Below are 22,773 nucleotides of genomic sequence, written 5' to 3' on the forward strand. Positions count from 1 at the left end.
CAATGTCAAATATAGTTCGTATAATCATCAGTAGCTTTTTACTGATCGGAACAGTGGTTCTTTTTTGGTTTGGACACTGGGCTTTAGGGATCCTAGGTATTTTAATTACCATACTTGCATGGGTTACTGTATTTTTTAATGAGAACATGCTACTAGCACAATGGTTCCTTCGCAAAGAAAACATGCCTAAAGCGGAACAATGGCTTAAGAAAATAAACAATTACGAGAAACAGCTCATTACTGCTCAGCACGGATATTACCATATGTTACTTGGTATTATAGAAAGCCAACGTGCTCCCCTTCAATCGGAAAAGTTTTTCAAAAAAGCGCTCACTTTAGGCCTTCATATGGATCATAACGTTGCTTTGGCAAAACTGAGCCTTGCGGGTGTAGCAATGGCAAAACGAAACAAAAGAGAGGCCGAAAAGCTCCTATCTGAAGCTAAAAAGGCAGATAAAAACAAATTACTTGCGGATCAAATCAAGATGATGAAAGATCAGATGTCCTTAATGGACAAACAGCAAATTCGATATTCTAGATAATAAAAGCCGGCATAAAGCCGGCTTTTATTTTGAATACACCTTTTAAAAACCTTGGATTTAATTTTCTACTATAGAAGAAATTGATGAAATTTTGTTTTAACATTTAAACAAAGCAGCTTCCAATATTGTTATTTAGGTAAACTCACTATGGACTTACATTCAGGTTTACCTTTTTGGATCGTAAAAAATAAATTATACAATTATCATAATCCAGTTCGGCAAGATATCCATACACATGTTGCAATAATTGGATCAGGTATAACAGGAAGCCTTGTTGCCCACGAACTGTGCAAAAAAAATATAGAATGCATTGTGATTGACAAAAGATCATTGGGCTTGGGATCAACAGCTGCAAGCACAGCCCAACTCCAATACGAGATTGATGTACCATTAACTGAGTTAGTTAAAAAAGTCGGCGAAAAGCATGCTGTTCAAGCCTACCACGATTGTCTTCGATCAATCAACGATATCGCTGACGTATTGGAGGAAACAGAAACAAAACAAAGTTTTTCACATGTCCCCACATTTCTTCTCGCAAGTAAAAAATCGAGCAGTAGAGCGCTCAAAGAAGAATATAAGATCCGCAAGCAACATCACTTACCCGTAGACTTCATCGAAAAGAAAGAACTTCAACAGACATTAGGTACGACTCACCATGCAGCCTTATACAACGACAGCTCTGCACAAATGGACTGCTACGCTGCAAGTACCGGAATCCTAGATTACTACCGTCAGCGAGGAAAAATCGAACTGTTTTCAAACACACGTATCACCGACTATAAAAAAACAAATACGGGTTATAAATTGTCAACCGCAAATGGCCAACACATCTATTGCTCTTATGTTGTCATTGCAGCGGGCTTCGAGGCAGGAGATTTTCTTCCCCGTCGCGTCATGCGTTTATTATCGACTTATGCTTTGGTATCACAGCCTATCGACGAAGAGCAACTTTGGTACAATCGAGCATTGTTATGGGAAACGAGCTCCCCCTATCTGTATATGCGAACCACAAGTGATAATCGCATTATTATTGGAGGTGAAGATCTTCCCTTTTCTTCGCCAAACAAACGCGATGATTTTCTAAGAAAAAAATCCGCTATATTGGAGAAGAAATTTAAAAAATGGTTTCCCAAAGTTCCACTTATTCCAGAAATGAGCTGGTGTGGAACTTTCAGTTCCACTGACGACGGACTTCCTTTTATCGGTCCTTGGCCCGGATCCCCCAACATGTTGTTTACATTAGGGTACGGTGGGAATGGGATTACGTTTAGCATGATTGGCGCTCAGGTTATTGCCAACATGATCAGCGGTAAAAAAGACACTCGAACTACCCTATATGGCTTCGACAGGAAAAAATAACGCCTATGTGAGGTTATTTTAAGTCGACCTCCTGGGTAATAAATTTACCTTCTTCTGTACTGTCTTCAAACACCAAAGCAATTTTACGCGGAACGGCTTTACTCTTCCAATCGGCGACTTTTATAGTCAATGAAACAGGAACGTCGTCTTCGAGGAGGTAATGGAGATAATTTTGCTTGTCCGCCAAGCGTAACAGCACTCGGCCCATTTCTATTGAAGTGAAAAAGTGTCTTTCACCAGCATCATCGGTTACCTGAGTCGCATAGGTGTTCAACTTAAATTCTCGTGGTTGCCGTTGATAGGATATTAAAAACAATTCCACAGTCAATGTATCATGCTCAGGGTCTAACTTTACATGTTTCAGATCAATTTGCACATCATCCAACACATTACGTGTAGGATCTTCTTGTGCAAAGGACAAGTTGCAACAACAGCACAACAAAAGACAGGCTAAAATGGTTATAGACTTCATCTCTTTAGCGCAATCTATCCGCTGATTTAATTAATTTTTCATCCTTACGAATTCCACCGGCAGCCATAGCTAAAAATATGATTGCGATCGGCAAGAGGAAAAAGCCTACGCCAATGTTTCCCGCTTGTAGATTTTGCGAAATTGCACCAAGCTCCGCATGCGCAGAACTATACATCCATAAACCCAACAGGATAATAAGTACAATTGCTGTGACTACTAAAAGCAACTGCCGCTTTCTTTTCTTGAAAAAGAAAATGATAACCAAGGGAAATAAGGCTACAATTCCAGCTACTATAGCCTGTACGATGGAGGAGCTTTCTTGTGACGATTGGTTGTTCAGAGAAGTGTAGGTTCCGGTAACAAAAATTTGCTTTCCTAAACCAACCAGATTGATAAAGCTTACATAAGGAAATATAAAAAGCCCTAAGAGCGTTAGCGAAGCAGCCAGCAACCATAGTGTTTGAATACGTTGAATCATAATCTTATTTTAAACCCAGTGACAAACTTAGAAAATTTGCTTTTTTATTGCAAGCTAATTACGTTCCTTCCAAAATAAATTAGCGATCATAAAGAGCACTCCTACTTTTACGCACATAAGTAGTACTCGATAAGATAACAGTTAAATCTAAGAGTTGTTTACCCGATTTCTGCGAACACAACACGGATAGGAACTTTCGTATCACCCAAGAATCGTATTCCGGTAATCGAATTGTTAGATTATACATTCCGCACCGTGGCTTATTATACTTTTCCCTACATTTGTAGCGTGGAAGATATAATGCAACGCTTTTTTCTAGATATTGCTTACAGTGGAACAGCATATCATGGTTGGCAAATCCAAGACAACGCAGTTTCTGTACAACAAAAATTGAATGAAGCCCTGCAAAAGATTTTACGCCGGGATATAGAAACAATTGGCGCAGGGCGGACAGATACGGGAGTACATGCCAAACAACTCTATGTTCATTTTGATGCAACAGGTACACTAATCCCTGATGCAGACAGGTTCCTGCATTCATTAAATGCGTTACTCCCTTCAGACATTGCCGTTCGCAGACTTCTTCCTGTCGCAACAGAGGCTCATGCTCGATTTGATGCGACACAAAGATCCTATGAATACCATATACATTTCAATAAAGACCCATTTTTACTGCACAAATCTTGGCAAATCCGAGAAATACCAGATGTAGAAAAAATGAATTTAGCAGCTCATTATCTTCTAGGAAAACAAGATTTTGGCTGTTTTTCAAAGAGTAACACCCAAGTGTTTACAAATATCTGTACCGTAAAAAGAGCGGAATGGCTGTGGCAGGATGGAAAACTTGTTTTTCATATAACCGCAGACCGTTTTTTACGCAATATGGTGCGCGCAATTGTGGGCACATTGCTCGATATTGGACTAAAGCAAAAAACGCCCGAATCTATTTTAGACGTAATCCAGAGCAAAAGCAGGTCACAAGCAGGCACGTCGGTACCGGCACATGGCCTTTATCTCACTGAAGTTATTTATCCCTATATCACTATTTCATCTTGAGCGAACAAAAAATAACAGGAAAAACTTACGATAGTAAGCTACTACAAAGAATGGCTCGTTACATGCGTCCTTATCAAGGAATGTTTTGGGTCTCGGTTATATTGACCATCTTGCTGGCTGCTGTGGCACCTGCTCTTCCTATGTTGATAGAATATACCCTAGACAACTATATTTTGAAATCAGATGCCTCCGGATTGACATGGATGTTAGTCCTTATGATGTTATTGCTATTTGCTCAAACAATTGTGCGCTATTACCATACGTTGGCAACAAATGTACTTGGTCAAAATGTGATCCGTGATATCCGCATAGAAGTCTTCAACCATATTACAAAACTTCGCTTAAAATATTTTGATAATACGCCGCTAGGCAAGCTTATTACACGCACTATTTCTGATCTAGAGACCATTTCAAATATCTTTTCACAGGGATTAATTCAAATCGTAGGTGACTTGTTACAACTTGTCGTCATCTTGGGCGTCATGTTTTATACCGATTGGACACTGACTCTTATTGTACTTGTGCCAATGCCTCTTATGATTTGGGCGACTTATATTTTCAAAGAGTCGATGAAATCGGCTTTCATTGATGTTAGAACCTGGGTATCCAATCTAAACACCTTTCTTCAAGAACACATCAGTGGTATGGCGATTATTCAGTATTTTGCCCGCGAAGAGCAAGAGATGCGCAAGTTTGACGAAATCAACAAAAAACATAGAGATGCAAACATTCGTGCGAATTGGTACTTTTCTATTTTCTTTCCCGTACTCGAGATCATTTTAGCTATTGCAACTGGTTTGTTGGTTTGGTATGGTTCGAAGCAGATATTAGCAAATAGCATCTCTCCTGGAGTCGTGGTGGCTTTTCTGATGTATATTAACATGATTTTTAGGCCAATTCGCGAGCTTATCGATAAGTTCAATACACTACAAATGGGAATGGTTTCTGCCGAGCGCATATTCGATGTATTGGATACCCAAGAATTCACACCGAACGAAGGTACATTAAAACCAGCCCATGTATTTGGAGAAATCGAGTTCCAGCAGGTTTGGTTTGCATATAATGATGAAAAATGGGTACTGAGAGACGTCAGCTTTCATGTTCAACCTGGTGAGACGCTTGCCCTTGTGGGGGCTACGGGCGCGGGAAAATCATCCACAATTAACATTCTAAGTCGTCTTTATGAAATTCAACGGGGCGCAATATTACTTGATGGCGTAGATATTCGTGACTATGAATTAAGCTATCTCAGAAATCATATTGCGACTGTTTTACAGGATGTATTCTTATTTGCAGACAGCATCTATAATAACATAACCTTACATAACCCACAAATCAGCATTGAGGAGGTAACTGAAGCCGCTAAGAAAGTTGGCGCCTATGATTTTATTATGCGCTTACCAGGTGGGTTTAACTACCAAGTACAAGAACGAGGATCAACACTATCATCCGGACAAGCTCAGCTAATCTCTTTTATACGTGCACTCGTGCACAATCCAACCATATTAATCTTAGACGAGGCAACCTCTTCAATCGATACTGAAACAGAATTGCTTATTCAACATGCCATTGACAATATGATGGTAGACCGCACGGCAATTGTTATTGCACACCGCCTATCAACAATACAGAAAGCCGATAAAATTATTGTATTTGACAAAGGCGAAATCAAAGAGATTGGCACGCATAGTGAATTGTTGGGAATCGATGGTTATTATAAGAAACTCTATGATCTACAATTCAACTCTATAGGGATATAATATTTCGTGCTATAACATTCTGGATGATCCAGAATGTTATAGCACGGTGAGAAATTGTGCCTAGATAACCCTATTCCTTGGCGTATTTAAGATTGGTTACTAGGACTTAATATCTTAGTTGGGATGAATGAGCTCGTGAATCTGTCTCATGTAGAATCCCTCATTCATTGACTTCGTAAAATCGATCCATTCTTCGTGGGTGAATGTAAATACAATCTCTCGTACGGGTGTATTTAGTACAATCCGTGCCACGCCATCTGGAAAACGAAAATATTCTTCCACTCCCATTTTTTCTTTAATTACATCCCAAAAACTCCGATATTGCGTTGCATCAAATGTTAATAGAAAAGTCTGATGCCATATATAACAGTTTCTACATTGTTGGCAATAACTTACTGTCGTCGCACCATTTGAACTCAATATGATTGATTGACACATTTACTTTATTTATTTAGACCAAATTTAAATAAGAAAAAGCAAAAAGCAAAAGATTTTTCAATAAAAAAAGCTGTATATTTCTATACAGCTTTTCTATAAGAGCGAAACGGTTAATTTAAGCCGCGCTTTTTCATCAGATAAACCGGATTAGGGTCAGTCCCTCTGAAAAGTCTATACATTTCTGCAGGGTTACCCGTGCCTCCACGTTCTAAAATATTCTTTCGGAAAGATGCTGCTGTAGGAGCGTCATACAATGACTTTTCTTTGAAAGCAGCAAAAGCATCTGAATCTAAAACCTCAGACCAAATATAGGCATAGTATCCTGCCGAATATCCGCCAGAAAATATATGCTGAAAATAGGTGCTTCTGTAGCGAGGTATGATAGCGTCGATCAAACCGATTTTCTTCATAGCAGCAGATTCAAAAGCGTTTACATCCGCTGGTATCGGTGTCGTTGCCGCATGGTAATCTAAATCCAGCAAAGATGCAGCAACATATTCTACAGTTGCAAAGCCTTGGTCAAACGTACCTGCTTTCTCCATCTTCGCAATTAGAGAATCTGGAATAGCCTCTTTTGTTTTGTAGTGTCGCGCATAGGTTTTCAACACCTCAGGATCCCCTGCCCAATTTTCCATGATTTGTGAAGGCAATTCCACAAAATCTCTCGACACGGACGTACCCGCAAGACTTCTGTATTTGACATTAGAAAGTAAACCATGAAGGGCATGGCCAAACTCGTGAAATAAAGTCGTTGCCTCATCAAAGGTAAGCAACGCCGGCTCATCGCCGATAGGCTTTGTAAAGTTACAAACGATAGATATTACTGGAGCAACACGCTTTCCACTCTTTGTCGCTTGATTACGGTATGATGTCATCCAAGCTCCACCGCGTTTAGATTCCCTAGGAAAGAAATCGGCGTACAAAACCCCCAAATGTGAACCGTCTTTATCTTTCACTTCATACACTTCGACTTCTGGATGGTAGACTGGAACATTATTTAATGCAATAAATGTCAATCCATATAATTTATTTGCTGTCGCAAATGCCCCTTCCCTTACCGAAGCCAAACTAAAGTACGGTTTGATTTCTTCTTCATTCAATGCAAAACGAGATTTTCTGATCTTCTCTTGGTAATAACGCCAATCATAAGGTGCAACTTCGAACGTATCTTTTGCAGCAACGATCTCTTTCTGTATATCTGCAGCTTCCGCTTTCGCTTTTTCCAAGGCGGGAGTCCATATCTTATTTAATAACGCATAAACATTTGCAGGATTTTGCGCCATAGACTCTTCCAAAACATAGGCCGCATGGGAAGGATATCCCAATAACTTCGCTTTTTCTAGTCGCAGATTAGCAATTTTTACGACATTTTTCTTATTATCATAGTCGTTATCATTGTTTCCTTTTTTCTGGTAAGCATCCCATATTTTTTTCCGTAAGGATCGGTTGTCTGCATATTGTAAAAAAGGCATAACCGAAGGATTTTGCAATGTGAACACCCACTTTCCTTCCTTACCTTTTGCTTTTGCCGCATCTGCAGCCGCGGATCTCAATCCTTCCGGCAATCCCGCTAAATCTCCTTCATTATCAATAACAAGTTCAAAAGCATTCGTCTCCGCTAATAGGTTTTGTCCAAATGTTGTAGTTAAAACCGATAATTCCGCATTAATTTTTTTCAGTTGCTCTTTCTTATCTGCCGATAGATTCGCTCCCGAACGAACAAATCCTTTATACGTTTCTTCCAACAGTTTCGTATCCTCCGCATCTAGACTTAAGGTATTTCTACTGTCGTAAACAGATTTAACACGAGCAAAAAGCTTTTCATTTAACGCAATTTCATCCGTATGTGCGGATAATACTGGTGCAAGATCTGTATCTATGGCCTGAATAGAATCGTTTGTATTAGCACTATTTAAATTGCTAAAAATCGTTTCTATATTATTCAACAAAGTCCCCGCATTCTCCAACGCTACAATCGTATTTTGAAAAGTAGGTTCCTCCGTATTATTCACGATAGAATCAATCTCCAGATTGTGCTGCTCCAAAGCAACTTTGAATGCTGGCCGAAAATGTTCACTTTTGATTTTATCGAAAGGAGGCACCTGAAACGGACTATCATAGACCGCGAGTAATGGATTGTCTGAATTTTGTGTCTTATCCTGATCTTGACAGCCGACAACGACAGCCGCAATAACCAGACAAAAAGGTAATAATTTCTTTTTATGCATTACTTTCATTTAAATTTTTCACCAAAGATAAGTATTAATTGGCTTTATTTTTGAAAAGGACATCATGTTCCTCCTGCGTTGGCAATAGGGACAGTAATTAAAACTAAACGATATGATTGGAATAGTAGGAGGTGTCGGTCCACTTGCTGGACTAGACATCGTCAAGAAAATAATCGAAGAAACCATCGCAAGTACGGATCAGGAGCATCTTCCTGTACTGTTGTCATCCCAACCGAATAAGATTTCGGACAGGACCGCCTACCTTCTTGGAAAAACCGCGGAAAATCCCGCTTATGCCATAGTTCAAATTATTTTAGAGCTCGAAAAAACAGGAGCGACTGTGGCAGCTATCCCTTGCCATACAGCACATGCCTCGCGGATTTTTGATGTCGTAAAAGAAGAGCTTATCGAAGCAAAAAGTCGGATCAGACTTTTGCATATGGTGGAAGAAACTGCGGCCTATATACAACTTCATTACGGAAAAATAGACGTCGGAGTGTTGGCAACGACAGGAACTAAAAACACAGGCTTATATCCCGGAGTACTTGCCCACTATGATCTCAAGGCCATAGAACCCGATGAACAGCTTCAAGAAAGCGTTCACGCTGCAATATATGACAAAACATATGGTATAAAGGCTGTTTCTTCGCCCGTTAGTAATCGTGCAAGACAGGAACTTATTACGTCGATTGCAGAGCTTAAAAAAGCCGGTGCTCAAGCGATAATTCTCGGGGGCGCCGAATTTCCACTGGCGATTTCTGAGAAAGAAAGTGCGGGTTTGCCTATTATTGACCCCAATCGTATTCTAGCTCGAGCCTTGGTAAGGGAAATAGATATTCAAAAGCTACGCGAGTTGTGATCTTCAACACTTAACTAACGTCAACATATGGGGATTTGCCAAGAAGCATTCTCCAATAGCCGTTCGTGTGGAGGATCTTAGGAGGAAAATATCCTTTTCCAGAACGATTTTCGCAGACCCACGTACCACTTACCATCCTTTTCTTTTAAAGGATAAATAGCGATATAGTTCCCTTGTCCTGGCGCACCTTTTCCTGTTTCGAGATCGAATCGATGTCTATGATAGGGGCAGACAAGCATTCCTTCTTCATCACACCAACCTTTCGTGAGATCTGCACCAGCATGTGGACAACGGACAGAATAAGCATGGAGCTTACCCTCTCTGAGAATAATAGCAATGGTCGTATTTCCAACTCGAAGTCGAAGTGGGACTCCCTCTTTCTCAGGAATACTTATTAAAAACCATGCTAACGCTCCCATATTTTTTACATCATCATTATCTAGATCCGTTCATCTTCTACAGATTCTTGTCAATCATTTTCTTTAGTCCCTATAAAAATAAAAAGAGCTTGCGACGATCGCAAGCTCTTCTTTATTATACTGTCAATTCAATTATTGAAATTTCTTTGCGTTGATCTTACGTTCATTTTCAGTCAAGTAAATCTTACGTAAACGAACAGACTGCGGCGTAACCTCAATGTATTCATCCGCTTGAATGTATTCCATGCATTCTTCCAAAGAAAACTTAATCGCAGGAGCAATACGTACGTTATCATCAGAACCAGAAGCACGCATATTTGTTAATTGTTTTCCTTTTGTAACGTTAATCGTTAAATCATTGTCGCGGATGTGCTCTCCTAATACTTGTCCTTCGTAAATGTCCACACCTGGATCCACGAAGAAACGTCCGCGATCTTGCAATTTATCAATAGAATAAGCTGTAGTAGATCCTGTATCTAATGAAATCAACACCCCTGCAAGACGACCAGGAATAGTTCCTTTCCATGGTTCATAGCCCTTCAAACGGTGCGCCATTACCGCCTCACCAGCCGTAGCAGTCAACACGTTGTTACGTAAACCGATGATACCACGAGAAGGAATAGAGAATTCTAGATGTTGCATTTCACCTTTCGATTCCATAATCAACAGTTCTCCCTTACGTTGTGTAACCAATTCAATTACCTTACCCGCAACATCTCCCGGTACATCAACAACTAATTCTTCAATAGGCTCACACTTAACGCCGTCGATTTCTTTTACAATAACTTGCGGTTGTCCAACTTGCAATTCATAGCCTTCACGACGCATAGTCTCGATCAAAACCGACAAGTGAAGAATACCACGACCATACACTAACCAAGCATCAGGAGACTCTGTTGGCACTACGCGAAGAGCAAGATTCTTCTCTAATTCTTTTTGCAAACGATCGTAGATATGGCGAGACGTTACGAATTTACCTTCCTTACCAAAGAAAGGAGAGTTGTTAATTGTAAACAACATATTCATCGTAGGCTCATCGATGTGCATAACTTCCAATTGCTCTGGATTTTCGAAATCGGCAATAGTATCTCCAATATCAAATCCATCGATACCAACAACAGCACAAATATCACCTGCACTTACTTCAGGTACTTTAATACGTCCCAAACCTTCAAATACTTGAAGCTCCTTCACACGAGACTTAACAATCTTACCGTCCCGTTTAACCAAAGAAACAGGTTGATTTTCTTTTATCGTACCGCGAGCAACACGACCAATAGCGATACGTCCAACAAATGTAGAATAGTCTAATGAAGTTACTTGCATTTGCAACGTTCCTTCAGAAACTTTTGGTGCAGGAATATGCGCAAGAATTGCATCAAGAAGATCGGTAAAATCTGTTGTAGGTTTTTTCCAATCTGTAGACATCCAACCTTGTTTAGAAGAACCGTATAATACAGGGAAATCCAACTGATCTTCCGTTGCACCAAGATTAAAGAACAAGTCGAATACATTTTCGTAAACCTCATCTGGACGACAATTTTCTTTATCGACCTTATTTACAACAACGATAGGCTTAATACCTAAAGCCAATGCTTTTCCTGTAACAAAACGAGTCTGCGGCATTGGTCCTTCAAAGGCATCTACCAAAAGAACCACACCATCAGCCATTTTTAGAACTCGTTCTACTTCACCTCCGAAATCGGCGTGACCAGGTGTATCAATAATATTAATTTTGGTGTCTTTGTATTTTACAGACACGTTTTTTGAGACGATAGTGATACCTCGCTCACGCTCCAAATCATTATTATCTAGAATAAGTTCACCAGCATTCTCGTTTTCACGGAACTGATTGGTGAAATACAAAATTTTATCAACTAGGGTCGTTTTACCGTGGTCAACGTGTGCGATAATCGCGATATTTCTGATGTTTTGCATTGAGCGATAATGTATTATAAAAAATTCGAGGTGCAAAGATAATTATTTTGCACCTCAAATTTTTATTTTTTATATTATTATTTTATTACGTTTAATTCTTTTCCAACTTTTGCGAATGCTTCGATCGCTTTATCGAGGTGACGAATGTCATGTCCTGCGGATATTTGAACCCGTATACGCGCTTTATCTTGAGGGACAACAGGATAATAAAATCCAATCACATAAATACCTTCTTCCAACATGCGTGCAGCAAATTCTTGCGCCAACTTCGCGTCATACAACATGACAGGCACTATCGGATGAAAGCCAGGCTTTATATCAAAACCTGCTGCAGTCATTTGCTCGCGGAAATATTTGGTATTTTCTTCCAATTTATCCCTCAACGCGGTAGTCTCGCTTAGCATATCGAGCACCGCAACAGAAGCTCCGGCAATAGCGGGAGCAAGCGTATTAGAGAACAAGTAAGGCCGCGAACGTTGTCGCAACATATCAATAATTTCCTTACGGCCGGAGGTAAAGCCACCAGAAGCACCGCCTAACGCTTTACCCAAGGTACCCGTGATAATATCTATACGGTCGATAACATTGAACAATTCATGGGTACCACGCCCTGTCTTTCCAATAAATCCAGAACAATGGGACTCGTCAATCATAACTAGCGCATTGTATCGATCTGCAAGGTCACAGATTTTGTCTAAGGGAGCCACAGAACCGTCCATAGAAAATGCGCCGTCGGTAACAATAATACGATGTCGGGCGTGAGTAGCTGCTTTCAATTGTGTCTCCAAATCGTCCATATCGCAATTTTTATAGCGAAATCTCTGTGCTTTGCACAAACGGACACCGTCGATAATAGAAGCATGGTTAAGTTCATCCGAAATAATAGCATCTTCCGCTCCCAACAATGGTTCAAATACACCTCCATTTGCATCGAAAGCTGCAGCATAAAGAATCGTATCCTCCGTACCCAAAAAAGCGGAAATCTTCTTCTCTAGCTCTTTGTGTAAATCCTGCGTACCACATATAAACCGAACAGAAGACATCCCATAACCATGAGAATCAATGGCCTTCTTTGCCGCATCTACAACTTTGGGATGGGATGATAATCCTAAATAATTATTTGCACAGAAATTGATAACCTCTTGGCCAGTATCAACTTTTATATCTGCGCCCTGAGGCGTCGTGATGATCCGCTCTTCCTTATATAAACCAGCCTCCTTAATAGCGGCGAGTTCTTTCTCTAATGCAGGTTTTAACGTATTGAACATGCTGTTATAGCTAAAAATTTAAAAATTAAGAAGTAAAAATCGTTCAAAAATAAGCTGTTCGATTTTTACACGAAGATAAGGCTATATTTTAAAAACGCGACTATCCACAGCCTTCTTTCACATCTTACTCATAACGTAATGCTTCCACAGGATCGAGCCGGGAGGCCTTCGAAGCAGGGTAATAGCCTGATAGCATCCCGACACCCACACAAACGGAAATTCCCAGCAACATCCATTTCCATGGAACGATGAAATCTGCGCCCAATGCTAGTGCCAACAAATTACCGATCAGCATTCCCAAAACAACTCCCGCGACACCTCCTAGTACACATATAACTACGGCCTCCATCAAGAATTGTTTCCGAATAACCGTCGGAGTAGCCCCAATAGCCTTTCTCACACCAATTTCCCTTGTGCGTTCGGTAACCGAAACCAACATGATATTCATAAGACCAATAGAAGCCCCCAGCAAGGTAATAAAAGCAATAACTATGGCGCCAGCGGTAATATAAGTCAAATTCTGCATCAAGATCTGGGCGACGGCATCGGATTTTATAATTTCAAAATCATTAGACTGTTTTGCGTTGAGCGTTCTTATCTTTCGGAAAGTCGCTATAGCTTCTCCTTCCGCAGCATCCATCTTGAAGGGATCGGTAGTCATTACGGTAATGACATAAGAAGGGTCGGCACGCGTCATCATAGCCCGTCCACGAGATAAGGGAATAAAGCAGGCTTTATCAGCACCAAATCCAGCACTCGAACCTTTACTTTCTAGTAATCCAACAACCGTAAAACGCTCCCCACCCAATGAAATAAACTCACCAATAGGATTTTTATTATATTTAAACAGCTTGTTCTTCACCTCCTGACCAATAATGACAACACCAGTCGCATTCTCAACATCTTGTGCGGTCAAGTTTCTCCCATCCGCAAGCTTATATCCGGATGTCTGTATATAGTTCTCATCAGCACCCACAACCCCAATATTTGGGTTCGTTTTCGTTGTTTGATATTTTGCTGTTGCTCCCCATGTTACATTGGCACTTAACGATACCACTGCATTGAAATCAAAATTTCGCTTAAAGTCCAGTGCATCTTGGTACGTGATGGATGGAAATATTTTCGCTTGACTACCCGAATCGCCAATACGCACATTGACGCCTCTATTTCGAATGTTAAAAGAATTGGAACCCATAGATGAGAACGAGTTCGTTAACGAGCTTTGAATTGCATCAATCGAAGTGAGAACACCAATCAAAGCCATAATACCTATAGCAATAATTAAGGCGGTAAGGAACGTCCTCAACCTGTTACTCACAATTGACTGTAACGCAAGCTTTATATTCTCACGATAAGACATGTTAACCGACATGGCATGTAGTTTCTACCAAATTACGGTAAAAAATGAAAAGTAAAAAGAAAAGCTTGCGAAAATAGCCGCCGTTACTCAATCCGTTTCCATGTTTCGGTCCGTCCCAATAGAGAGACCCCCATATAGCCTCTTATGTCAAGCTTATCTTTACCTTTTAAAGTCATTTTACAGCTATATGTTTTCCCCGACTTAGGATCATAGATCTGTCCGTCAATATACGTATCGCCTTCTTTACTAAAGTTTGTCAGGATCTCCAACCCCTGTATCTTCCTACTTCGTAAATTTGAATCCGGGTTCTTTTCGTCCTTTTTATTGGCATCCTTGATCCAGTAGAGTTTTCCAAAGAACTTGTTCCCTTTTTTATATATTTCTATCCGTCCTTCACCACTTGGATTTTGCCATTTGCCAACAATAGGATCACTAGTCTGTCCAAATAGAAATACGCTAAATAAAACCATTAAACATGTGCTTACAATTTTTTTCATTTTGTTTATACATTAGATGTAATTGAAAAATCCGAGCAAGCTTCATCCAACAACAGCATAATCCGTGAACCAAACCCACTCCAATAGTTTATAATCTCCATTTAAATATACACATATTTCTTATGCAGGCATAACAATATTTTCCTAATGGTTGTACGATAGCAGAAAACAGGAAAAAAATTTATTTTTTGGCATTTTTTTTGACCGCTAGAATTCATATTATCAAACATATAAATTCAAAAACCTATGAGATTTCTAATCAGCATTTTTTTCACCGGACTAATTATCGCTTTAGCAGCCTTCATCGTTCCTGGAGCTCATGTAGCTGGATTTGGATGGGCGATAGTCACGGGATTAGTTATTGGACTAGTCAATGCTGTCGTAGGCGGAATACTTCGAATTTTCACCTTTCCATTAAACTGGCTAACCTTTGGTTTGGTTTCTTTCATCATAACTGTTTTAATGATTATGCTCAGCGACAATATTCTGGGAAACAAGTTTGATGTAGATGGATTTTGGACCGCAGCTTTATTTGCGATCGTTGTTGCGATCATTGAGATGATCATAGGCCGTGTAGCAAGCGATCGCAAGTAGCCAACACTTGGCTTCGGACTAGGAACTGACTCCCGTATGTAACAACGACAAAAAATGTTGGTATCGTTCATCGCCCAACTTTTTACGGAGTCTTTGCTTCGATTTTTTAACCGCCTCTGGAGTAACGCCGAGCAAACTGCTAATCTCTTGTGTTGTTAGATTTAATTTCCATAAAAAAATTACCCGAAGATTACTCTCTGAAAGCTCTGGAAAAGTAGCTATAAGATCTTGGTAAAATTCAAGATAAACCGACACAAAGGCCTTTCTAAATTGGTTCCAGTTATCCTCGGTTCGTAAATGAGAAGCTAATAATTCGACAAGATTCTCATCGATCGACACACTTTTATCTCGGTGTTGCTCTAAAAGTCTAAGTTTATTTTCCAAATTTTGTATGAGAAATTCTTTCTCTTCAAGGGAGCTGTTGACTTCTACCAAAGACAACGTCGCACGATGTAATTCCTCATCCAGCACAGTGGTTTCGCGCACTAGATTCCGCATACGGAATTGATCTTCAGCCTGTCTTCGCTTATTTCGGCGCATGATAAATACATAAAAAGCAGTACTAACCACAATCACAAATCCGCCTATACCAATGAGCCAGCGACTTTTTTTTCTTTCTATAAAATAACTTGCATTCGTTTCCTTTAAACGTTCTGTAATCATTTTACGTTCTGTTAGCCAAGCCGTCTGCTTCGTAACATTTTCCCCGTCAAACATACTTAAGCTATCCTGCATGATATATAATCGGCGGCGTTCTTCGACCTCATTTTTCTCATCCCCCTCTTTTATAGCAATCTCTAGCAGCAATTGATGTACGGTATGACGGTGTACAATCAAGTTCTCGTGACTTTCAGCAAAAGAAGCAACTTTTTTAAGATAGCTTTTCGCCTCTTTTACACGCCCCTCCTCTAACAGTAATTTGGCTAATAAGTTCGTAGCATATAACGCATTCAATTCATCGCCTTTTGCGACAGATAAGTTCACATCGTTCAAAAAATAATCGACAGCAAGTTCTTTATCACCTTTTCCCCAAGCGATCAACGCCAGATTACCCAGTACCTTTGCATGACGGATATCATCGTTCTTTTCTACCGCAACCTTCAACGCCTCTTCAAAGTAGCGCTGTGCTCCAATAGTGTCTTTCAATTTCAAAGTGTAATACCCGATGTTATCCAATAGACTTGCTCTATCTTTAGCATCTGCAGAACCAACGTTTCTCAATGATTCTCGTAAAAAGTGATTTGCCGCCTCATAGTCTCCTATTGTACCTAAGAAAAAACCAATCTGTTTATATACTTCACTGGAAAAAGGGGGTTCCATTTTGGGGTTACGCTCCAAAAGAAACACAGCTTCTATAATATCTGGCATAGCGAGAGAAATCTTGCGCATCCGATAATAATAATAACCCCTTTGCGCCAATGCAAAAGTCAATACTTCTTTACCAGGTAACAACTTTGCTTTTTCAACGACATCATCAAACAACTTGCGACTCTTTTCGTTCTCTTTACCTATTCTTTCTGCATAGAACTTCGCTAAGTTTATTTGATAAGCAATTGATGTCAAAGCATCTTGCATCTCCGTACTTGTAAGCTCCCATGTTTCCTGCTGTTCGTTTTCTTTTTCAAACCTCTGGTGATAGTCCCGAAATAACTGCACAAACCTATCTTGGTCAGAAACATCCTTCGATTGACAATCGAATAGACCTCCCGCAAGAAAAAATTGTAAAAAAAATAAAAAAATATATCTCGTTATTTTATTCGAATTATTCCCCCACATAATTTCTTATGGTACCTTGAATCAAATTTAGCACGCCAAGTTACACATAAAAACATTCTTATAGGCATTTCTATTCAATAAAGGATGCTCGAACCGGCAAAACCCCTTCATTTATTTGAAAACAAGGTTGAATATGAAGTATTTATAAGAAGTTGGCCAAATTAAAACGAAGGGAGTGTCATTATACACTAAAAAGAGAAAGCGCCTGTGAAAGACGCTTTCTCTAAAATATTATATTTAATCGAATTTCCAACGGACGAAAGCTTCAATTGCTTCGTAATCCGCCAATCCCAATTTACGATAGAGAGCGGCCGTCTCGCTAGTACGATCCTCTGCACGCACCCAAAACTCTCTAGGATCATCTCCAGGGAATACAGGTACATCTTTCTGTGACTGATGTTTAAATATAGCTAGACGCTTACGTTTCACCTCTTGCGGAGAGAGCGGAACAGCCATCTCAATCTCATCGATTGGATATTCGTGCCAAGCACCACGGTACAGCCATAACCAACAATCTTTAGTCCACTCATCGGTCTGCGCCAAGCGTCTCAATGCCTCAAAAAGAATATCAAAACATACTCTATGGGTACCATGTGGATCCGCAAAATCTCCTGCAGCAAAGACCTGATGAGGTTTCACAGCACGTAACAGCTCAATCGTCTGTTGAATATCATCTTCAAACGACACCTCCTTTGAGAATTTACCTCGATCATAAAATGGCAAATCTTGGAAATGTATATTTTCATCCGGTAATCCAACGAATCGAGCTCCTGCAATAGCCTCCCCTTTACGAATTAAGGCCTTAATAGTTCTAATAACCTCCGGATCTACCTGATTTGGTTGCTTTGTTTCAAAAAAAGCACGTGCGTCTTGATAAATCTTTGTTGTTATGCCTTGATCATCATCGATAGCTTTTGCAAAATCTTGCACAAATTCAAGGTATCGTAACACGTCATCGTCCCAAACAGCTGTATTTCCCGAAGTTTGATAAGCAACATGCACATTATGCCCCTGATCGGCAAGTCGGATAAATGTCCCTCCCATTGATATCACATCATCATCAGGGTGCGGCGAAAACAAGATTACATTTTTGCGAGCAGGTTCTGCACGCTCCGGTCTATTCGTATCGTCCACCCCCGGCTTACCCCCTGGCCAACCAGTTATTGTACGCTGCAGCTCATTGAAGATCTTGATATTGATGTTATATGCTGGCCCTTTTTCCGTAACCAATTGAGCCATCCCATTATTATTGTAATCATCATCCGTTAGCTTTAAAATAGCTTTATTTAATTTAAGGGATAACCAAACGACAGCTTTCTTCGCCAACGCATCTGTCCAGATTACATCATGTGCTAACCAAGGTAAATCAAACCGCGTTAAAAGAGAAGCAGCATCCTCATCAAGAACAAATTCAACTTGATCAGACAATTGTAGATAGGTTGCCGGGATTTCAGAAGAGATATCGCCTTCAACAGCTTTTTTCACAATCTCTGCTTTCTTCTCGTTCCAAGCCATTAAAATAATCTCCTTGGCTTTGAATATCGTCCCAACGCCCATCGTGATAGCCTTTGTAGGAACATTTTCTTTTCCTCCAAAATCTCTGGATGCATCACGGCGTGTCAAATCATCTAAGATCACTAAGCGTGTACCGGAATTAGGCGCAGACCCAGGCTCGTTAAATCCAATATGGCCTGTACGGCCAATACCCAAAAGTTGTACATCAATCCCCCCGAGATCTGTAATCTTTTGTTCATAAGCTTCGCAGAAAGTATGAATAGACTCTTCTGTTAGCGTTCCATCAGGAATGTTAATATTCTCTTTCGGAATGTCAATGTGGTCAAAAAGATTCTTGTTCATAAATGTTACGTAACTCTGATCTGCACCAGCTTTCATCGGATAGTATTCATCCAAGTTGAATGTTACGACATTCTTAAAACTAAGCCCTTCTTCCTGATGAAGACGGACCAGTTCCTTGTACACTTTGACTGGAGTAGCTCCTGTTGCCAAACCTAAAACAGCTGTTTCGCCCTTTGTTTGTTTTTCTTTGATGATAGCAGCAATTCGGTTAGCAACATCCACGGAGGCTTCGCCTTGCGTAGGGTACACTTTAACGGGCACCCGCTCAAAACGTGTTTCCTCTAATAAATTTAATCTTGCCATTAATAAGGAGTATTATATTGTTAACAACCTGAGTAACAAATTTAAAAAATAAAACCTTTTCAAACCGAATAAATCACGCGAAATCATGCAAAAAAATGCAAGACCACCTTTTTTATTCATTTTAGCTTATAATTTTTGCAATAATTCGATCGCCTTATCCAACGTATCTTTATCTTTTGCAAAACATAAACGAAGTAAATGCTGTTCCTTTGGAGCACTGTAAAATGCCGAAACTGGAATGGTCGCTAAACCATTTTCTATCGTTAACTGCCGTGCAAAATCGAATTCACTTGAATCGCTAATCTGCTTATAATTAACTAACAGAAAATACGTTCCCTCGCTCGGCAAGACCTCTAATCGAGAGGCCGCCAAGCCTGTAACTAGGAGATCCCGTTTTTCCTGAAAAAAATCAGGAAGACCAAGGTAATGATCCGCGTTCTTCAAATAATCGGCGATAGCCCATTGTATCGGTGTATTTGCACTGAACACATTAAACTGATGCACCTTCCTAAACTCTGCCATTAGTGCTGCTGGAGCAATCGCGTAGCCCAATTTCCAACCTGTAGTATGAAGCAACTTGCCGAATGAAGCCACAATAAAACTCCGTTCAAGTAATTTAGGATATGCCAACATGGAAAGATGCTTCCTTCCGTCAAAAATAATATGTTCATAAACTTCGTCACTTAGAATAAAAGCATTACTCCCCTGAATAATAGCTTCCAAAGCCTCTAAATCCTCTTTTTTCAAGGTTTTTGTCGACGGATTGTTCGGATTGTTTATAATAATTAACTTCGTATTATCGTTTATTACTGCCCGCACTTCCTCCCAATCTATATCAAAATTAGGTGCAACGAGCCTAATTGGCACAACCTTTCCTCCGAAGATTTCTACAGCTGGCGCATAAGAATCGTATGCGGGCTCGAAAACAATAACCTCATCCCCAAAATTCACCAAGGTAGCAATAACAGTAAATAAAGCCTGCGTGCCGCCAGAGGTTATTGTAACCTCCCGCTCAGGATCCGCTTGACAATTATAAAGTCGTTCCACTTTCTCCGATATACGTTCTCGCAATGCCAAAACACCCGGCATCGGTGCATATTGATTGTAGCCCTTCCGTAAATAATGATCCACCAAACCGATAAGCTGCTCCGATGTAGGATAATTGGGAAAACCCTGAGACAAATTCAGGGCCTGATGCTTTTCGGCTAGTGTTGACATCTGCGAAAATATACTCACACTCGTGCTAGGCAACTTAGATTTTAGGAAATCGTTTTGAAAGGCTTTTGTCATTTTTAATAAAGAATTACACTACTAAAGTAATAGATTATTTATATTTGACATAGGTTTATAAAGAAATATGTGGAAGATATTATGAAGAAAATATTATGGGCATTTCTGTTTGCAATCCCGGTCTTAACCTTTGCACAGAAAAAAGAAGAGCTTATAGCAGAAATTAAGGCAAATCCAAAAAATGTAGAAAGCCTCAAGACGATACAAAAAGTTGGGGGATACTATCCTGAATACAAAGAGCTTCGGGAGCTTTATAAGGGTTTGGATAAATCTGTTCGCAAATCCAGAGATGGTAAAGTATTCGACAATTACTTAAAACGTTTAGAAGCTTCTTCCGTAGGGAAGAAAGCACCAGCGATCACACAATTTACACCAGAGGGAGAGCCGTATTCGCTGTCTGACCTACGCGGTAAATATGTATTAATAGATTTTTGGGCAGCATGGTGTCCCGATTGTCGACGTGAAAATCCCAATCTAGTAAAGACGTATGCTGAATTCAAAGACAAAAATTTCGAAATTTTAGGCGTTTCTTTCGACAGAAAATTAGAAGACTGGGTAAAGGCAATAAAAAACGATAACCTAACCTGGAAACACATATCCGACTTACAATCTTGGCAAAATGCTGCAGGTACCTTATACGGTGTTCGGGCTATACCTCAAAATATTTTAGTCGATCCTCAAGGTATTATTATAGCGAGAAACCTGCATGGGGAAGACCTCAATGTGAAATTACGGGAACTACTAAAGTAGTTCCGAATTTTCTACCTTTTTAATTAAAAACAGCTTCTATGAAACATAGAAGCTGTTTTTAATTAAAAGTGATCAAGAATGAACATTATCCAAACAGCGCGCGAAACAAATCTTCCAAATTCGCCAAGGGCCGAATAGCGATATTAAATTTCTTTGCATCCAATCCTTTGGTATTATACTTAGAGATAAAAATACCCTCAAAGCCTAATTTTTCTGCTTCAGCGATACGTTGTTCGACGCGATTTACAGCCCGAATCTCTCCAGAAAGCCCGACTTCGCCCGCAAAAGTGAGTTGAGAAGACAACGGAATATCCTGTTGCGAAGAAATCAATGCAGCGATCACAGCCAAATCAATAGCAGGATCCTCCACGCGTAATCCACCGGCAATATTCAAAAAAACATCTTGTGCACTCAATCGGAATCCAAATCGTTTTTCCAAAACCGCAAGCAACATGCTCAGTCGTTTCGTATCAAAACCTGTGGACGTCCGTTGAGGCGTTCCAAAAGCAGAATTGCTGACCAAAGCTTGCACTTCAATCATCAACGGCCTCATCCCCTCGAGCATCGCGGCAATTGCCACTCCACTTACAGGTTCTTCTCGCTGGGAAAGCATGATCTCTGAAGGATTAGACACTTCCCGTAATCCAGATCCTTGCATTTCATAAATACCTAATTCAGCCGAAGATCCAAATCTGTTCTTCACTGCCCGCAAGATACGGTAGACATGATGCCTGTCCCCTTCAAACTGCAAGACAGTATCCACCATATGTTCCAAGACCTTAGGACCTGCAATGGAACCATCTTTTGTTATATGCCCTACGATAAACACAGGCGTACTGGTCTCCTTGGCAAAACGTAATAGTTCGGCCGTACACTCCCGAACCTGTGAAACCGATCCCGGTGCAGACTCCATCTGCGAAGAATGGAGCGTCTGTATGGAGTCAATAACGACAATATTAGGTTGTACTACCTCAATTTGTTTAAAAATATTTTGTGTGGATGTCTCGGTTAGGATATAGCAATTGGCTTTCGAATTCTGCACGAGCCGCTCTGCCCTCATCTTAATTTGTTGCTCACTTTCTTCTCCTGAAATATATAGGGTCTTAACCTGAGGAATACTTAATGCCAATTGTAGCATTAGCGTAGACTTACCGATGCCAGGCTCCCCCCCAATCAACACCAATGAACCAGGAACAATCCCCCCTCCCAATACGCGGTTGAATTCTCGGTCTGGAGTCGCCAATCGCTGCTCGTCCTGATAGACAATTTCGTTGATAACTGCCGCTTTATTCGCCCGACGCGTCGACGAAGCAGGAGCAGACATACTTCTCCATTCCGGAACCTTAGAGCCTGTCTTTTCCACCAACTCTTCTACAAAACTATTCCACTGCTTACAAGAAGGGCATTGTCCCAACCACTTAGGGGATTCATAACCACAATGCTGACAGAAATAAGATGCTTTCGCTTTTGCCATTTACGAAATTAACAAATTGAAGCACATATTTTTCAAATAATTTGTAGCAGCTGTA

Annotated in this window: 20 protein-coding genes; 7 read left to right on the forward strand and 13 right to left on the reverse strand. The window is 40.2% G+C overall.

Going from position 1 to position 22,773, the window contains the following annotated elements:
* The first annotated feature begins 2 nt into the window (after positions 1–2).
* Positions 3–542 carry a DUF2892 domain-containing protein gene (locus ACSZOX_RS07720; protein ID WP_437919286.1) on the forward strand — a complete coding sequence of 180 codons (540 nt, stop codon included), beginning with the start codon at positions 3–5 and terminating at the stop codon, positions 540–542.
* 147 nt (positions 543–689) lie between these two features.
* Positions 690–1,901 (forward strand): NAD(P)/FAD-dependent oxidoreductase, encoded by a 1,212-nt coding sequence (locus tag ACSZOX_RS07725; RefSeq protein WP_437919287.1) that lies wholly within the window; start codon positions 690–692, stop codon positions 1,899–1,901.
* Between the two features lie 13 nt (positions 1,902–1,914).
* Here the strand turns inward: ACSZOX_RS07725 and ACSZOX_RS07730 are convergent, their stop codons facing one another.
* Positions 1,915–2,373 carry a hypothetical protein gene (locus tag ACSZOX_RS07730; RefSeq protein WP_437919288.1) on the reverse strand — a complete coding sequence of 153 codons (459 nt, stop codon included), beginning with the start codon at positions 2,371–2,373 and terminating at the stop codon, positions 1,915–1,917.
* 4 nt (positions 2,374–2,377) lie between these two features.
* A complete protein-coding gene (locus ACSZOX_RS07735; RefSeq protein ID WP_437919289.1) occupies positions 2,378–2,851 on the reverse strand; it encodes a DUF4293 domain-containing protein in 474 nt (157 codons plus the stop codon).
* 300 nt (positions 2,852–3,151) lie between these two features.
* On the opposite strand from ACSZOX_RS07735, the gene truA reads away from it, so the two are divergent.
* Entirely contained in the window at positions 3,152–3,907 is a 756-nt protein-coding gene (truA, locus tag ACSZOX_RS07740) for a tRNA pseudouridine(38-40) synthase TruA (protein WP_437919290.1), read from the forward strand.
* Positions 3,904–5,667, forward strand: coding sequence for an ABC transporter ATP-binding protein (locus ACSZOX_RS07745; protein WP_437919291.1), 1,764 nt, complete (start codon positions 3,904–3,906; stop codon positions 5,665–5,667). Before truA ends, ACSZOX_RS07745 begins: the two co-directional genes overlap by 4 nt.
* 114 nt (positions 5,668–5,781) lie before the next feature.
* Here ACSZOX_RS07745 and ACSZOX_RS07750 read toward each other — a convergent pair whose 3' ends face one another.
* Both ACSZOX_RS07750 and ACSZOX_RS07755 read right to left on the reverse strand, forming a co-directional pair.
* Entirely contained in the window at positions 5,782–6,105 is a 324-nt protein-coding gene (locus ACSZOX_RS07750; protein WP_437919292.1) for a hypothetical protein, read from the reverse strand.
* A gap of 110 nt (positions 6,106–6,215) precedes the next feature.
* On the reverse strand, positions 6,216–8,333 hold the full coding sequence (locus ACSZOX_RS07755) for a M3 family metallopeptidase (RefSeq protein WP_437919293.1): 2,118 nt from the start codon (positions 8,331–8,333) through the stop codon (positions 6,216–6,218).
* A gap of 112 nt (positions 8,334–8,445) precedes the next feature.
* On the opposite strand from ACSZOX_RS07755, the gene ACSZOX_RS07760 reads away from it, so the two are divergent.
* Entirely contained in the window at positions 8,446–9,192 is a 747-nt protein-coding gene (locus tag ACSZOX_RS07760; RefSeq protein ID WP_437919294.1) for an aspartate/glutamate racemase family protein, read from the forward strand.
* Between the two features lie 77 nt (positions 9,193–9,269).
* On the opposite strand, the gene ACSZOX_RS07765 is transcribed toward ACSZOX_RS07760, so the two are convergent.
* The 5 genes from ACSZOX_RS07765 to ACSZOX_RS07785 all read right to left on the reverse strand — a co-directional run bounded on the left by ACSZOX_RS07765 (position 9,270) and on the right by ACSZOX_RS07785 (position 14,674).
* Entirely contained in the window at positions 9,270–9,611 is a 342-nt protein-coding gene (locus ACSZOX_RS07765) for a Rieske (2Fe-2S) protein (RefSeq protein ID WP_437919295.1), read from the reverse strand.
* A gap of 132 nt (positions 9,612–9,743) precedes the next feature.
* Positions 9,744–11,549, reverse strand: coding sequence for a translational GTPase TypA (gene typA, locus ACSZOX_RS07770; protein ID WP_437919296.1), 1,806 nt, complete (start codon positions 11,547–11,549; stop codon positions 9,744–9,746).
* A 77-nt stretch (positions 11,550–11,626) separates the two neighbouring features.
* A complete protein-coding gene (kbl, locus tag ACSZOX_RS07775; protein WP_437919297.1) occupies positions 11,627–12,817 on the reverse strand; it encodes a glycine C-acetyltransferase in 1,191 nt (396 codons plus the stop codon).
* Between the two features lie 124 nt (positions 12,818–12,941).
* A complete protein-coding gene (locus ACSZOX_RS07780) occupies positions 12,942–14,189 on the reverse strand; it encodes an ABC transporter permease (protein WP_437919298.1) in 1,248 nt (415 codons plus the stop codon).
* 71 nt (positions 14,190–14,260) lie between these two features.
* On the reverse strand, positions 14,261–14,674 hold the full coding sequence (locus ACSZOX_RS07785; protein ID WP_437919299.1) for a DUF2147 domain-containing protein: 414 nt from the start codon (positions 14,672–14,674) through the stop codon (positions 14,261–14,263).
* Positions 14,675–14,920: 246 nt separating this feature from the next.
* On the opposite strand from ACSZOX_RS07785, the gene ACSZOX_RS07790 reads away from it, so the two are divergent.
* Positions 14,921–15,268: a phage holin family protein gene (locus ACSZOX_RS07790; protein WP_437919300.1), complete on the forward strand. Its 348-nt coding sequence runs from the start codon at positions 14,921–14,923 to the stop codon at positions 15,266–15,268.
* A gap of 18 nt (positions 15,269–15,286) precedes the next feature.
* On the opposite strand, the gene ACSZOX_RS07795 is transcribed toward ACSZOX_RS07790, so the two are convergent.
* The 3 genes from ACSZOX_RS07795 to ACSZOX_RS07805 all read right to left on the reverse strand — a co-directional run bounded on the left by ACSZOX_RS07795 (position 15,287) and on the right by ACSZOX_RS07805 (position 20,494).
* Positions 15,287–17,044: a tetratricopeptide repeat protein gene (locus tag ACSZOX_RS07795; protein WP_437919301.1), complete on the reverse strand. Its 1,758-nt coding sequence runs from the start codon at positions 17,042–17,044 to the stop codon at positions 15,287–15,289.
* Between the two features lie 237 nt (positions 17,045–17,281).
* Positions 17,282–19,204, reverse strand: a complete 1,923-nt coding sequence (gene nagB, locus ACSZOX_RS07800; protein ID WP_437919302.1) for a glucosamine-6-phosphate deaminase — start codon at positions 19,202–19,204, stop codon at positions 17,282–17,284.
* Between the two features lie 126 nt (positions 19,205–19,330).
* The gene (locus tag ACSZOX_RS07805; RefSeq protein ID WP_437919303.1) at positions 19,331–20,494 is read right to left on the reverse strand and encodes a methionine aminotransferase; all 1,164 of its coding nucleotides are present in this window, start codon (positions 20,492–20,494) and stop codon (positions 19,331–19,333) included.
* Between the two features lie 81 nt (positions 20,495–20,575).
* Between ACSZOX_RS07805 and ACSZOX_RS07810 the strand changes: the two genes are divergently transcribed.
* Complete coding sequence (locus ACSZOX_RS07810) at positions 20,576–21,244, forward strand: peroxiredoxin family protein (RefSeq protein ID WP_437919304.1); 669 nt, start codon at positions 20,576–20,578, stop codon at positions 21,242–21,244.
* A gap of 85 nt (positions 21,245–21,329) precedes the next feature.
* Here ACSZOX_RS07810 and radA read toward each other — a convergent pair whose 3' ends face one another.
* On the reverse strand, positions 21,330–22,718 hold the full coding sequence (gene radA, locus ACSZOX_RS07815; RefSeq protein ID WP_437919305.1) for a DNA repair protein RadA: 1,389 nt from the start codon (positions 22,716–22,718) through the stop codon (positions 21,330–21,332).
* Positions 22,719–22,773 lie beyond the last annotated feature (55 nt).

Source organism: Sphingobacterium sp. LRF_L2 (genome assembly GCF_965644235.1).
GTDB lineage: Bacteria > Bacteroidota > Bacteroidia > Sphingobacteriales > Sphingobacteriaceae > Sphingobacterium.